This is a genomic window from Variovorax paradoxus, from assembly GCF_022009635.1.
Taxonomy (GTDB): domain Bacteria; phylum Pseudomonadota; class Gammaproteobacteria; order Burkholderiales; family Burkholderiaceae_C; genus Variovorax.
The window spans coordinates 4,885,600-4,898,866 of sequence record NZ_CP091716.1; the positions used below are offsets into that span (position 1 = coordinate 4,885,600).

At 68.5% G+C, this 13,267-nt stretch carries 13 protein-coding genes; 8 read left to right on the forward strand and 5 right to left on the reverse strand.

Annotated elements, in window-relative coordinates:
* Positions 1-5 precede the first annotated feature (5 nt).
* Positions 6-422, reverse strand: a complete 417-nt coding sequence (locus tag L3V85_RS22525) for a YjfI family protein (protein ID WP_237674923.1) — start codon at positions 420-422, stop codon at positions 6-8.
* Between the two features lie 153 nt (positions 423-575).
* Between L3V85_RS22525 and L3V85_RS22530 the strand changes: the two genes are divergently transcribed.
* A complete protein-coding gene (locus L3V85_RS22530; protein WP_237674924.1) occupies positions 576-1,493 on the forward strand; it encodes a LysR substrate-binding domain-containing protein in 918 nt (305 codons plus the stop codon).
* Between the two features lie 9 nt (positions 1,494-1,502).
* On the opposite strand, the gene L3V85_RS22535 is transcribed toward L3V85_RS22530, so the two are convergent.
* The 3 genes from L3V85_RS22535 to adh form a co-directional block, all read right to left on the reverse strand.
* A complete protein-coding gene (locus L3V85_RS22535; RefSeq protein ID WP_237674925.1) occupies positions 1,503-1,712 on the reverse strand; it encodes a TOBE domain-containing protein in 210 nt (69 codons plus the stop codon).
* 66 nt (positions 1,713-1,778) lie between these two features.
* Positions 1,779-2,156, reverse strand: a complete 378-nt coding sequence (locus L3V85_RS22540) for a DUF779 domain-containing protein (RefSeq protein WP_237674926.1) — start codon at positions 2,154-2,156, stop codon at positions 1,779-1,781.
* Complete coding sequence (gene adh, locus L3V85_RS22545) at positions 2,156-3,676, reverse strand: aldehyde dehydrogenase (protein WP_237674927.1); 1,521 nt, start codon at positions 3,674-3,676, stop codon at positions 2,156-2,158. Before adh ends, L3V85_RS22540 begins: the two co-directional genes overlap by 1 nt.
* A 228-nt stretch (positions 3,677-3,904) precedes the next feature.
* On the opposite strand from adh, the gene L3V85_RS22550 reads away from it, so the two are divergent.
* The 5 genes from L3V85_RS22550 to L3V85_RS22575 all read left to right on the forward strand — a co-directional run bounded on the left by L3V85_RS22550 (position 3,905) and on the right by L3V85_RS22575 (position 10,550).
* The gene (locus L3V85_RS22550) at positions 3,905-5,800 is read left to right on the forward strand and encodes a sigma-54-dependent Fis family transcriptional regulator (protein ID WP_237674928.1); all 1,896 of its coding nucleotides are present in this window, start codon (positions 3,905-3,907) and stop codon (positions 5,798-5,800) included.
* 83 nt (positions 5,801-5,883) lie between these two features.
* A complete protein-coding gene (locus tag L3V85_RS22555) occupies positions 5,884-6,792 on the forward strand; it encodes a nitroreductase (protein ID WP_237674929.1) in 909 nt (302 codons plus the stop codon).
* A complete protein-coding gene (locus L3V85_RS37450) occupies positions 6,779-7,852 on the forward strand; it encodes a M24 family metallopeptidase (RefSeq protein WP_337250092.1) in 1,074 nt (357 codons plus the stop codon). The genes L3V85_RS22555 and L3V85_RS37450 overlap by 14 nt, the downstream gene beginning before the upstream one ends.
* 67 nt (positions 7,853-7,919) lie before the next feature.
* Positions 7,920-8,756 carry a class I SAM-dependent methyltransferase gene (locus tag L3V85_RS22570; RefSeq protein WP_237674930.1) on the forward strand — a complete coding sequence of 279 codons (837 nt, stop codon included), beginning with the start codon at positions 7,920-7,922 and terminating at the stop codon, positions 8,754-8,756.
* A gap of 195 nt (positions 8,757-8,951) precedes the next feature.
* Positions 8,952-10,550 carry a glucan biosynthesis protein gene (locus L3V85_RS22575; protein WP_237674931.1) on the forward strand — a complete coding sequence of 533 codons (1,599 nt, stop codon included), beginning with the start codon at positions 8,952-8,954 and terminating at the stop codon, positions 10,548-10,550.
* A 13-nt stretch (positions 10,551-10,563) separates the two neighbouring features.
* Here L3V85_RS22575 and L3V85_RS22580 read toward each other — a convergent pair whose 3' ends face one another.
* Entirely contained in the window at positions 10,564-10,974 is a 411-nt protein-coding gene (locus tag L3V85_RS22580) for an FKBP-type peptidyl-prolyl cis-trans isomerase (protein ID WP_237674932.1), read from the reverse strand.
* 137 nt (positions 10,975-11,111) lie between these two features.
* On the opposite strand from L3V85_RS22580, the gene L3V85_RS22585 reads away from it, so the two are divergent.
* Positions 11,112-12,506 carry an ethanolamine ammonia-lyase subunit EutB gene (locus L3V85_RS22585; RefSeq protein WP_237674933.1) on the forward strand — a complete coding sequence of 465 codons (1,395 nt, stop codon included), beginning with the start codon at positions 11,112-11,114 and terminating at the stop codon, positions 12,504-12,506.
* On the forward strand, positions 12,503-13,258 hold the full coding sequence (gene eutC, locus L3V85_RS22590) for an ethanolamine ammonia-lyase subunit EutC (protein ID WP_237674934.1): 756 nt from the start codon (positions 12,503-12,505) through the stop codon (positions 13,256-13,258). The genes L3V85_RS22585 and eutC overlap by 4 nt, the downstream gene beginning before the upstream one ends.
* Positions 13,259-13,267: the final 9 nt, after the last annotated feature.

The window sequence follows — 13,267 nt, forward strand, 5'->3', positions numbered from 1 at the left end:
TCCGCTTAGTTCAGGAATTCGGACAGTGCGTCGAGTGCATCGAGCGCGTTGTCGCTGAGCACGGCCACTTCGCGTGCGATGTCTTCCACGCTCGCATTGCGGCCCAGCGCACCGGTGAGCACGTAGCGTCCGTCGACCCGGCCGAACGAGGACAACGGCACCGACGGGTTCAGGTCGAGCAGCGATTCGAGCAGCTCGGTGCGGCGCGCGGGCTTCACTTCTTCTTCGGTCCAGAGGTAGCAGATGCAGATGATCTGCATGTCCGAACTCGTGACGAAGATCGGAAGTTCGTCACGCCCCTCGATGCTCACCTGGACCACCGGCGTGTGACCCGGAATGGGCTGCAGCTGAACGGGCAGTCCCCCCATCGCGGCACCGGCCAGCGCGTCGAGCCCCTTGAGTTGATCGAGCAGTGATTGCATACCTCTCCTTATGGTTGTGATACCGATGGAAGCGAGCTTTGCTTCGACGGATTCACTATAGGTTTTCCGACATATCATGTCAAATGAGCCCTTTGGTTCTCAGCACGAATGCATGGTGACTTTCGGCACTTGCGCGCTCCCTAGAATCCGCTGATGGCCAACCCGATCAATCCCGCGCGCGTCGACTTCGTCACGCTGCGGCTGTTCTGCGCGGTGGCGCAGTCGGGCAGCATCACCAAGGGCGCGGAGGCCTGCCACCTTGCGTTGTCCGCCGCGAGCCGCAGGCTCTCAGACTTCGAGGCGGCCACCGGTTCGAAGCTGCTCGAACGCAGTGCGCAGGGCATCGCGCTCACGCCCGCCGGCCATGTGGCGATGCAACATGCGATGCGCCTCTTCCAGGGCTTCGAGCAGTTCAGCAGCGAGATCAACGACTACTCCAGCGGCGTGCGCGGCCATGTCCGGCTGTGGGCCAACATGTCGGCGCTCACCGAGTTCCTGCCCACCACGCTCGCGACCTTCCTCTCGCAGCATCCCGACATCCGCGTGGAAGTGGAGGAGCAGCTCAGCGGCGACATCGTGCGCGCGCTGGTCGACGGCCTCGCCGACGTCGGCGTCTTCGCGGAGAACACGCCCGCCTACGGCCTCGACGTCGCGCCGTTCCAGACCGACGAGCTGGTGGTGCTGTGCGCCAGGCAGCATCCGCTGGCACGCACGCGAGCGAAGCAGGTCGATTTCAAGACCTGTCTCGCGCATGAATTCGTGGGGCTGAACCGCAGCAGCTCGCTGCTGGAGCTCACTTCACGCGCGGCCGAGCAGGCCGGCGTTCCGATGCGGCTGCGCGTGCAGGTGCGCAGCTTCGACGCCATGTGCCACATGATCGCGGCCAACCTCGGCATCGGCGTGGTGCCGCTCGCGGCGTGCAAGGCGCAGGTGGCGGCACTCGATCTGAAAGTCGTGCGGCTCAGGGATGCGTGGGCCACGCGGCGATTGCTGATGGCGACGAAGACGGGAGCCATCCTGTCGCCGGCGACACAGCTGCTGGTGAAGCAGTTGTTCGCCTCGTCGAACTAGGCGAGGCCTTCAGTCGGTGCCCACCATCACGCTCGAAGCCTTGATCACCGCATAGGCGTTCGCCCCTTCGCTGAGCTTCAGCGAATCGGCCGAATTGCTGGTGATCGTCGAGACGATCTGCACGCCCGGTGCGATCTCCAGGGTGACTTCGGTCGTCACCGGGCCGCGGACGATGGCGATGACCTTGCCGGACAGGACGTTGCGTGCGCTGATCTTCATGGGGTGCTCCTTGGGAGTGGGTCAAAAAACACCCCAGTCTATCGGCGCCGCAGCGCCCTCTCCGGCTTACTTAGCTTCTTCGGCCTCCAGCACGGCCCATTCCTCGTCCGTGAAGAGCCGCGAGCGCGTCAGGAAACGCACGCCCTCCGGCCCTTCCAGCGAGAACATGCCGCCACGTCCCGGCACCACGTCGATGATCAGCTGCGTGTGCTGCCAGTACTCGAACTGCGGCCCGCTGATGTAGAACGGCATGCCGCCGATGTGCCCCAGCAGGCGGTCGTAGTCGCCGACGATGAACTCGCCTTGGCCGTAACACATCGGCGCGCTGCCGTCGCAGCAGCCGCCCGACTGATGGAACATCAGCGGGCCGTGCTTGGCGGCGAGCCTGTCGATCAACGCGAGCGCGGCATCGGTCGCGGTGACGCGCAGGACTTCGCCGGTCATCAGAAGAAGCCCAGCTTGTTCTCGCTGTAGCTCACCAGGAGGTTCTTGGTCTGCTGGTAGTGGTCGAGCATCATCTTGTGGTTCTCGCGTCCGATGCCCGACTGCTTGTAGCCGCCGAAGGCCGCATGCGCCGGATAGTGGTGGTAGCAGTTGGTCCACACGCGGCCCGCCTGGATGCCCTTGCCCATGCGGAAGGCACGGTTCATGTCGCGGCTCCACACGCCGGCGCCCAGGCCGTAGAGCGTGTCGTTGGCGATGGAGAGGGCTTCTTCCTCGTCCTTGAAGGTCGTCACCGACACCACGGGGCCGAAGATTTCTTCCTGGAAGATGCGCATCTTGTTGTGGCCCTGGAACACGGTCGGCTTCACGTAGTAGCCGTCGGCCAGGTCGCCTTCGAGCTTCTGGCGCTCGCCGCCGATCAGCACCTTCGCGCCCTCCTGCTTGCCGATGTCGAGGTACGACAGGATCTTCTCGAGCTGTTCGCTGGAGGCCTGCGCGCCGATCATCGTGGCCATGTCGAGCGGACTGCCCTGCTTGATGGCCGCCACGCGCTTGAGCGCGCGCTCCATGAAGCGGTCGTAGATCGACTCCTGGATCAGCGCGCGCGACGGGCAGGTGCAGACTTCGCCCTGGTTCAGCGCGAACATCGCGAAGCCTTCGAGCGCCTTGTCGAAGAAGCTGTCGTCGCGGTCCATCACGTCGGCGAAGAAGATGTTGGGCGACTTGCCGCCCAGCTCCAGCGTGACCGGAATCAGGTTCTGGCTCGCGTACTGCGAGATCAGCCGGCCGGTGGTGGTCTCGCCGGTGAAGGCGATCTTGCCGATGCGGTTGCTCGACGCCAGTGGCTTGCCCGCCTCCACGCCGAAGCCGTTCACCACGTTCAGCACGCCCGGCGGCAGCAGGTCGCCGATGAGTTCCACCAGCACCAGGATCGACACCGGCGTCTGCTCCGCGGGCTTCAGCACCACGCAGTTGCCGGCGGCCAGCGCGGGCGCCAGCTTCCACACGGCCATGAGAATCGGGAAGTTCCACGGAATGATCTGGCCGACCACGCCGATGGGCTCATGGAAGTGGTACGCAAAGGTTTCGTGGTCGATCTCGCTGATGCCGCCTTCCTGCGCGCGGATGCACGAGGCGAAGTAGCGGAAATGGTCCACCGCCAGCGGCAGGTCGGCCGCCATGGTTTCGCGGATCGGCTTGCCGTTGTCCCAGGTCTCGGCGGCCGCGAGCATGGGCAGGTTTTCCTGGATGCGGTCGGCGATCTTGTTCAGGATGTTCGCGCGCTCGGTGGTCGAGGTGCGGCCCCAGGCGGCCTTGGCCTTGTGCGCGGCGTCGAGCGCGCGGTCGATGTCGGCCGCGGTGGAGCGCGGCACTTCGCAGAAGACCTTGCCGGTGACGGGCGTGATGTTCTCGAAGTACTGGTTGTCCACCGGCGAGACCCATTCGCCGCCGATGTAGTTGCCGTAGCGCTTCTTGAACGGCACCGCGGTACCGAATTTGCCCGGTTCGAGCATGTCCATGACTTGTCTCCATTTGCTGGTGGTGGCGCCGCGACATGCGGCGACCCGCACGGACAACCGCAAGCCACGTACCCGCCGGGATCGGGACATTCCCTGAGTACTTCCTCTTGGCAAAGGCACCGTGCAGCGGGTTTTCATTCGCAATCTGCGACATGTCCGCGCGAACATAGCGACTAGGATGTCGCACAAGGCGAATGCACCGCGAACGGCAGACAACCGGAGACATGCATGAGTGAAGCGCAGTGGCCATCGGTCAGGGTCGAACAGGCCCGTGAAATGTTCTTCGTGCAGGGCCGCGACCCCGCACCGTGGATCGCGCCGCACATCTCGCGCTCCTGGCAGCGCAGCCGCCCGGTCGACCACCAGTACATCGACCCGGCACCGATGGCGCTGGCCCTCTTGCGCGAGCGGCGCGAGCAGTCGATGCGGCTGCTGGACTGCGCCCAGCCCGAACTCGACGGGCTGGCCGAGCACGCCATAGGCAACGGCTGCGTGGTGATCCTGTCGGACGCCAGCGGGCTGATCCTCGAGGAAATAGGCAGCCCCGACTTCCTGCCCAAGGCCGAGCGCATCGCGCTGCAGCCCGGCGTGGAATGGTCGGAAAACAACCGCGGCACCAACGCCATCGGCACCGCGCTGGCCGAGCGCGAGGCGCTGATGGTGCTGGGCGGCGAGCACTACCTGGCGCAGAACGGCGCGCTGGGCTGCGCGGCGGCCCCCATCTTCACCGGCCGGGGCGAACTGGCGGGCGCGCTCGACATCTCGGGCGAGACGGTGCGCGTGAACACGCATGCGCTGGGACTGGTTCGCATGGCCGCGCAGCAGGTGGAGCACCGCATGCTGCTGGCCGAGGCACAGGGCCATGTGCTGCGCTTCCATGCGCGGCCGGCACTGATCGGCACCGCGCGCGAGGGGCTGATGGTGATCGAGGGCGGCCGCATCGTCGCCGCCAACCGCGTGGCGCTGGAACTGTTCGGCCGCTCGTGGGACGGCCTGCTCGACCTGGAGGCCAGGGACTTTCTCGGCCCGAACTGGCCCCGCATGGAACACCGCCGCAGCCTGCTGACACTGCCGGGCGGGCGGCAGATCGCCACGGTGATGGAGCGCACGAGCACGCGCGGCGGCGCACGGCCGATGGCGCGGCGCGCCGACGCACCGGCGGCTACTGGAGCCGCTCGACCAGAGGCCGACGACATCCTGCCGCTGCTCGACAAGGCCGTGCGCGTGCTGAACGAAGGCGTGTCGGTGCTGGTCAACGGCGAGACCGGCAGCGGCAAGGAAGTGTTCTCGCGCCGCCTGCATGCCGCGAGCCGCCGCGCCGCGGGCCCGTTCGTGGCGGTCGACTGTGCCTCGCTGCCGGAGACGCTGATCGAGTCGGAGCTGTTCGGCTACGACGAAGGCGCCTTCACCGGCGCACGGCGCAAGGGCATGGCGGGCCGAATCCGCGAAGCGCACGGCGGCGTGCTGTTCCTCGACGAGATCGCGGAGATTCCGCTGGCGCTGCAGACCAGGCTGCTGCGGGTGCTGGAAGAGCGCGTGGTCACGCCGCTGGGCGGCGGCCAGGGCGTGGCAGTGGACTTCGACCTGGTCTGCGCCACCCACGGCGACCTGCCGGCGCTGGTAAAGGCCGGCCGTTTCCGCGCCGACCTGATGTATCGCGTGGCGGGCTTCACCGTCGCCCTGCCTCCGCTGAGCCGGCGCGCCGACCGGCACACGCTGATCGCGCGGCTGTTCCTCGAATCGGGCGGCGCGGCCAAGCATCTGCGGCTGGAGAGCGACGCGCTCGAGGCACTGGCCGCCTACCGCTGGCCGGGCAATGTGCGGGAGCTGCGCAGCACGCTGCGCGCGGTGGTCGCGCTGGCCGACACCGGCGATTCGGTGACGGCTGCGGCGCTGCCCGCGCACTTGCTCGGCACGCATGCCGCGCCGACGACCGACGCAGCCACCGAAGCCGCACTGGCACCCCAGGCCGGCCCGCTGCAGGCCATCACCCGCCACGCCATCGACGAGGCGCTCAAGGCCTGCGACCACGACGTGTCCAAGGCCGCGCGGCGCCTGGGCGTGCATCGCAGCACCGTCTACCGCCATATCGCGCGCCAGCGCGGCAAGCCATCCGCCGTCTAGAAACCCGACTCCGGCTTGCGTTTCGCTATGCTTCATAAAATACAGCGAAGCATTGCCGGCACGCCGGCTCGGATACGCACGCCATGGTCAACAGTCAACTTCGCTGCCTCATCGCACTCGGCCAGGAGCAGCACCTCGGCCGCGCCGCGCAGGCCAGCCAGGTTTCCCAGCTCGAACTCTCGGAAGCCATCCGCCAGCTCGAACACGAGTACGGCCGGCCGCTGATCAAGCCCGGCCCGCGCTTCGAGGGCTTCACGCCGCAGGGCGAGCAGGTGCTGGCGTGGGCGCGCAACTTCCTGCGCGACAGCGAGGCGCTGCGCCGCGACCTGCTGGCCGGTCGCAACGAAAGCGCGATCGCCCCGCTGCTGGAGCGCCGCTCCGTCTCGCCGAAGCGGCTGCGTGCGCCCGGCCCGGGGCCGGAGCACATCGACCTGATCCTGCAGGCCGCCCTGCGCGCGCCCGACCACGGCGGGCTGCACCCCTGGCGCGTGCTCGAGTTCCGCGAAGGCCAGCGCGCCGCCCTGGCCGACCGCTTCGAGGAAGAAAAGCGCCGCCGCGACCCGCTCGCCTCGCCCGCCGACCTGCGCCGCGCGCGCGAGCACGCCACGCGCCCGCCCGTGCTGCTGGCCTTCGTCGTCACGCCGCGCGCCCGCAGCAAGGTGCCGGCGCGCGAGCAGTGGCTGGCCGCCGGCGCGGCGCTGGGCAACCTGCTCAATGCGGCGCACCAGCTCGGCTTCGGCGCCATCATGCTCAGCGGCGAACGCTGCTTCGACCCCGTGCTGTCCGCCGAACTGGGCGTGAAGCCCGAGGAGTTCCTGGCCGGTTTCGTGAGCCTGGGCAGCGTGGCCGAGGTGCCGCCGGCGCGCAGCCATGCGCTGCCCGGCCAGGTGTGGTCGGCCTGGATGCCACAGCCGACCCAAGAAACCCGAGACGCGCCGACCCGGCCGCCCGTTGCCCCACTGAACCTGGACATTGCCGATGACAAAACCTGAAGCCGGACGCACCGAAGCCACCGGCGCGAAGTTCTCACTGCGCTCGATGCAGCACGCACGCAGCCTCTCGCAACGCGCGGTGCGGCAGATCGCCTCGGGCATCCGCCCCGGCATGACCCACGCCCAGGCGCACGACCTGGCCCTGGCCACGCTGCACAAGCTGGAGATGGAGCGCAACTGGCACCCCATCGTCATCCGCTTCGGCACGGACACGCTCAAGATCTTCAGGGAGCAATCGGACCCGGCCAGCGTGCTGGGTGCGCAGGACATCTTCTTCGTCGACATCGGCCCGGTCTGGGAAGGCCACGAAGGCGACGCCGGCGACACCTTCGTGACCGGCGACGACCCGCAGATGCACGCCTGCGCCGAGGCCGCGCGCACGCTGTGGCATGACGTGGCCGCGCGCTGGCGCGCCGACCGCCTGAGCGGCGCCGCGCTCTATGCCTACGCCGCCGAGCGCGCCGAGGCCATGGGCTGGCGGCTGAACCTCGACATCAAGGGCCACCGCGTGTGCGACTTTCCGCATGCCATCTACCAGGCCGGCCGGCTCGGCGACTTCGGCCTGTGCCCGGCCACCGGCATCTGGATCCTGGAAATCCAGATCGCCCACCCGACGCGCCCCTTCGGCGCCTTCTACGAAGACCTGCTGATGGACGACGACGTGCAGGCCGAAGCCGCCGCGCCGGGTGCGGCCAACGCAGAGGCCGCCACGGAGCAGCTTTTCTCCTACGGCACGCTGCAGCTGCAATCGGTGCAGCTCGCCACCTTCGGCCGCCGACTGAATGGCCGCCTCGACAGCCTGCCGGGCTACCGGCTGGAGCAGCTCGAAATCAAGGACGCGGCGGTGGTCGCGACCAGCGGCGAGACGCACCACCCCATCGTCGCCCCGAGCGGCGCGGGGGCGGACCGGGTCGAGGGCTCGGTCTTTGCCGTCACCCCGGCCGAGCTGGCCCACGCGGATGCCTACGAGGTCGACGACTACCGGCGCGAACGCGTCACGCTGGCCTCGGGCCTCACGGCCTGGGCCTACGTGGACGCGCGCTCGTCGCCGGGCGGCTGAACAAAAGACTGACTTGCCCATCGATGCCGGAGCGGCCAGACTGATGTCTGGTCTTTCTCCAGCATTCATGACACACAGCAAACCCGCGCGGCGCCTGTCGGCCGTGCCTTCCACCTTGCGGATTCCCCTGGCCGCGCGGGCCTCGGGCGACGCGATGTTTCCGCAGGTGGCCGTGCGGGACGCCTATGCCGCCGGCATCCTCGAGCAGATCCGAGACGACGGCAGCGCGCTGCCCGAAGACCGGGCGACCATCTACGGCATCCTCTCGCGCACGCGCCGCTTCCGCAGCCTCGCGCAGGACTTCCTGAAGGAGCACCCCGGCGCCCGCGTGGTCAACATGGGCTGCGGCCTGAGCCATTACTTCCAGTGGCTGGACGACGACAAATCGCGCATGACCGACGCCGACCTGCCTGAAGTGCTGGAGCTGCGCCGCGAACTCATCCCCGAGACCCACGAGCGCCACGACCTGCGCACGCTCGACCTGACCGCGCCCGACTGGTGGGAGCAACTGGGGCTGCCGCGCAAGCGCAATGCGCGGCCGGTCTTCCTGTTCACCGAAGGCGTGCTGATGTATCTGCAGCCTGAGCAGGTGCAGGCGGTGTTTGCCACCTTCGGCGAACGCGCGCCCGCGGGGTCGGTGCTGGCCTTCGACGCCATGTGCTGGCTGGCCGTGGGCCGCGCGAAGCAGCATCCCTCGGTGCGCACCACGGGTGCCGAGTTCCACTGGGGCATTCGCCGCGAATCCGAATTGACGCAGTCGCACCCCCGGCTGCGGCTGGACGGCACCTACCGGGTGATGGAGGGCATCGGCCTGCCCTACATGCTGTTCGCGCCGATGGTGATGATGCTGCTCGGTGTGCCGCTGTATGCGGTGTATGCGCTGAAGGCCACCGACCCCGCCTAGGGCGCGGCGCCGATACATAAAAGCACAATTTTTCCGATTCCCGGCCTTGTCCGGCCCGCTTTGCGCGGAATGGCTGACGTGGCCCCGCCGCGAGCCGGGTCAAGCTCGGGGTTGTTCCCGGTCGCGGAAAATGCCTGATTCGTTTCCGCCGCTTTTCTTTCTTTTCCCCAGAGATTCGCAACCCTCAAGAACCACATGCTTGATCGCCGATCCTTCCTTGCCGCCGGTGGCGCCGCCGCCGCACTCGCCGCCCTGGGCCTGCCCACCGAGGCACTCGCCGCCAACGGCCTGCAACTGAGCCAGCCTTCCCCCTTCTCTTTCGACGCCCTGGTCGCGCAGGCCAAGGCGCTCGCCGCCCAGCCCTACGTGGCCGCGGCGCCGCTGGCTCCCGAAGTGCTCGACCGCATCGACTACGACGCGCACGGAAAGATCAAGTTCGACCCCGCCAACGCCCTCTTTCGCGACGGACCCGGGGCCTTTCCCGTCACCTTCTTCCACCTGGGCCGCTTCTTCCAGACGCCGGTGCGCATGCACGTGCTCGAAAACGCTGGCGGCGACGCCTTCGCGCGCGAAGTGCTCTACAGCCCCGACTACTTCTCGATGCCGGCCGACAGCCCCGCGCACCAGCTGCCGCCGGGCGCCGGCTTCGCGGGCTTTCGCCTGCAGGAAAGCCGCCTGGGCGACCAGGCCAAGCTCGACTGGCAGAAGAACGACTGGGTCGCCTTCCTGGGCGCTTCCTACTTCCGCGCGATCGGCGAGCTGTACCAGTACGGCCTGTCGGCACGCGGCATCGCGCTCGACGTGGCGGTGCCCGACAAGCCCGAGGAGTTCCCGAACTTCACGCGCTTCTACTTCGAGACGCCCGCCGCGGGCAACACCACCTCGATGACGGTCTACGCGCTGCTGGAAGGCCCGAGCGTCACCGGCGTGTTCAAGTTCGTCATGCAGCGCACCAAGGCCGTCATCATGGACATCGACGCGCGCCTCTTCATGCGCCGCGACGTGTCCCGCCTGGGCCTGGTGCCGCTCACCTCGATGTACTGGTACTCGGAAACCAACAAACCCACCGCCATCGACTGGCGCCCCGAAGTGCACGACTCCGACGGCCTGGCCATCTGGAACGGCGCGGGCGAGCGCATCTGGCGCCCGCTCAACAACCCTACGCAGACGCGCGCCTCGGCCTTTGCCGACACCCGGCCGCGCGGCTTCGGCCTGCTGCAGCGCGACCGCAACTTCGACCACTACCAGGACGGCGTGAACTACGAAAAGCGCCCGAGCCTGTGGATCGAGCCGATGGGCGACTGGGGCGAGGGCTCGGTGCAGCTCATCGAGATCCCGACCGACGACGAGATCCACGACAACATCGTCGCCTTCTGGGTGCCCAAGGCCGACGCCAAGGCGGGCTCTTCCTACAGCCTGCAGTACCGCCTGCACTGGACCGACCAGGAGCCGTTCCCCTCGCCGCTCGCGCACTGCGTGGCCACGCGCATCGGACGCGGCGGCCAGCCGGGGCAGCCGCGCCCGCAGGGGGTGCGCAAGTTCATGGTCGAATTCATCGGCCAGCCGCTGACCACCGTGCCCTTCGGCGTGAAGCCGGAAGTGGTGCTGACGGCGGCGCGCGGCAAGTTCTCTTACGTCTTTGCCGAAGCCGTGCCCAATGGCGTGCCGGGCCACTGGCGCGCGCAGTTCGACTTCACGCCCGAAGGCAACGAGCCGATCGACATGCGGCTCTACCTGAAGAACGGCGACCAGACGCTCACCGAGACCTGGCTGTACCAGTACCAGCCGGGGTGAGCGCCCGCGGGCCTCAGCGCTTGGTGACGGAAACCAGCTCGACTTCGAAGTTGAGCGTGGCGTTCGGCGGGATCACGCCGCCGGCGCCGCGCGCGCCGTAGGCGATCGACGGCGGGCAGGTCAGCTTGGCCTTGCCGCCCGGCTTCATCTTCTGCACGCCTTCGGTCCAGCAGGGAATCACGCCGTTGAGCGGGAACTCGGTGGGTTCGCCGCGCTTGTAGGAGCTGTCGAACTCCTTGCCGGTGTCGGGGAAGGTGCCGCGGTAGTGCACCTTGACCACGTCGGTGGCCGCGGGCGAGGCGCCGGTGCCTTCCTTGAGCGACTGGTAGATCAGGCCGCTGGGCGTGGTCACGGGCGCGGACTGCGCGAACGCGGCGGGAATGGCAAGGACGGACACGAGAGCGGCACAGAAAAAGGACTTCACGAAACACCTCGGAGATTGAGAGGCCCCGATTATGGCCAGCGCCCGTGTCGGCGCCGTTGGAACGGCCCTTGCTTTGCCAGGTGCGCACTGTCACCATCCGCCCTGCATCGATGCCCGATGCACTCCGACGAGAACTCATGCGCTACAGCACCTCCATCGCCGGGCAGGTCTTCCGCTTCGACGACCTGAAGCAGGTCATGGCATTCGCGAGCCCGGCGCGCTCGGGCGACTACCTCGCAGGCATCGGCGCGGCCACCGCGCAGCAGCGCATGGCGGCGCGCCACGTGCTGGCCGACACGCCGCTCAAGCAGTTCCTGACCGAGGCGCTGATTCCCTACGAGAGCGACAACATCACGCGCCTGATCATCGACGGCCATGACGCGGGCGCCTTCGCGCCCGTATCGCACCTCACGGTCGGCGACTTCCGCAACTGGCTGCTGTCCGACGCGGCCACAACCGACGCGCTCGGCGCGCTGGCGCCGGGCCTCACGCCCGAGATGGTGGCGGCCGTGTCCAAGCTCATGCGCAACCAGGACCTGGTGTCGGTCGCCAGAAAGTGTCGCGTGGTCACGCGCTTTCGCGACACCATCGGCCTGCCCGGCCACCTTGCCGTGCGCCTGCAGCCCAACCACCCGACCGACGACCTGCGCGGCGTGGCCGCCTCCACGCTCGACGGGCTGCTCTACGGCGCGGGAGACGCGGTGATCGGGCTCAACCCCGCGTCCGACAGCACGCCGGTGCTCGGCCAGTTGCTGCGCATGCTCGACGAGGTGATCCAGCGCTTCGAGATCCCCACGCAGAGCTGCGTGCTCACGCACGTGACCAACACGCTCAAGCTCATGGAGGCCGGCGCGCCGGTCGACCTGGTGTTCCAGTCGATCGCGGGCACCGAGAAGGCCAACCTCTCGTTCGGCGTGACGCCCGAGCTGCTCGACGAGGCGCATGCGGCGGCGCTGTCGCTCGGGCGCGGCACCGTGGGCGACAACGTCATGTACTTCGAGACCGGCCAGGGCAGCGCCCTCTCGGCCAACGCCAATTTCGGCGTCGACCAACAGACCTGCGAGGTGCGCGCCTATGCGCTGGCGCGGCGCTACAGGCCGCTGCTCATCAACACTGTCGTCGGCTTCATCGGGCCGGAGTACCTGTACGACGGCAAGCAGATCATCCGCGCCGGGCTCGAAGACCATTTCAGCGGCAAGCTGCTGGGCCTGCCCATCGGCTGCGACATCTGCTACACCAACCATGCCGAGGCCGACCAGGACGACATGGACACGCTGCTCGTGCTGTTGGGCACGGCGGGCATCAACTTCATCATGGGCATCCCCGGTGCCGACGACGTGATGCTCAACTACCAGAGCACCTCGTTCCACGACGCGCTGTTCCTGCGCCAGACGCTGGGCCTGAAGCGCGCGCCCGAGTTCGAGGCCTGGCTGCAGCGCATGCGGATCACCGACACCGCCGGGCGGCTCGCCCCGCCCTCCTCCAACCGGCTGCTGGCCGACATGGGCGGCCTCGCCGCGCTGGCCCGATGAGCGATTCGCCCGTCACACCCAACCCCTGGGCGCAATGGCGCGCCGCCACGCCCGCACGGCTGGCGCTGGGCCGCGCCGGCGCCGGCATGCCGACCGACGAAACGCTGCGCTTCGGCTGGGCGCACGCAATGGCGCGCGATGCCATTCACGCCGCGCTCGACGTCGATGCGCTCGATGGCCAACTGCGCAGCCAGCGCTGGGAAGTGGCCCGCGCGCGCAGCCGCGCCGCCGACCGCACCACCTATCTGCGCCGCCCAGACCTCGGCCGCCAGCTAGACGAGGACGACGCCACGCGCCTGCGCGGCGACCGGCGCTATGGCTGCGATGTCTGCATCGTGATCGGCGACGGCCTCTCGTCCCTCGCGGCCGCGCGGCATGCTGTGCCGCTGCTCGCGTCGTTGCGCGCGCAGCTGCCGCCGGACACGCGTTTCTCGCCCGTGGTGATCGCCACGCAGGCACGCGTCGCCCTGGCCGATGAAATAGGCGAGTTGTTCGGCGCGGCGCTGTCGGTGATGCTGATCGGCGAGCGGCCGGGCCTGAGTTCGCCCGACAGCCTCGGCATCTACCTGACGCACTCGCCCCGGCGCGGCCGGCACGACGCCGAGCGCAACTGCATCTCGAACGTACGGCCCGAAGGCCTGACCTACGAGGCAGCGGCGTTCAGGCTCGCATGGCTGATGCGCGAGTCATTGCGGCGCGGTCTGACAGGCGTCGAGCTGAAAGACGAGAGCGACCTTCCCTCGCTCGAGTAGGCAGGCCCC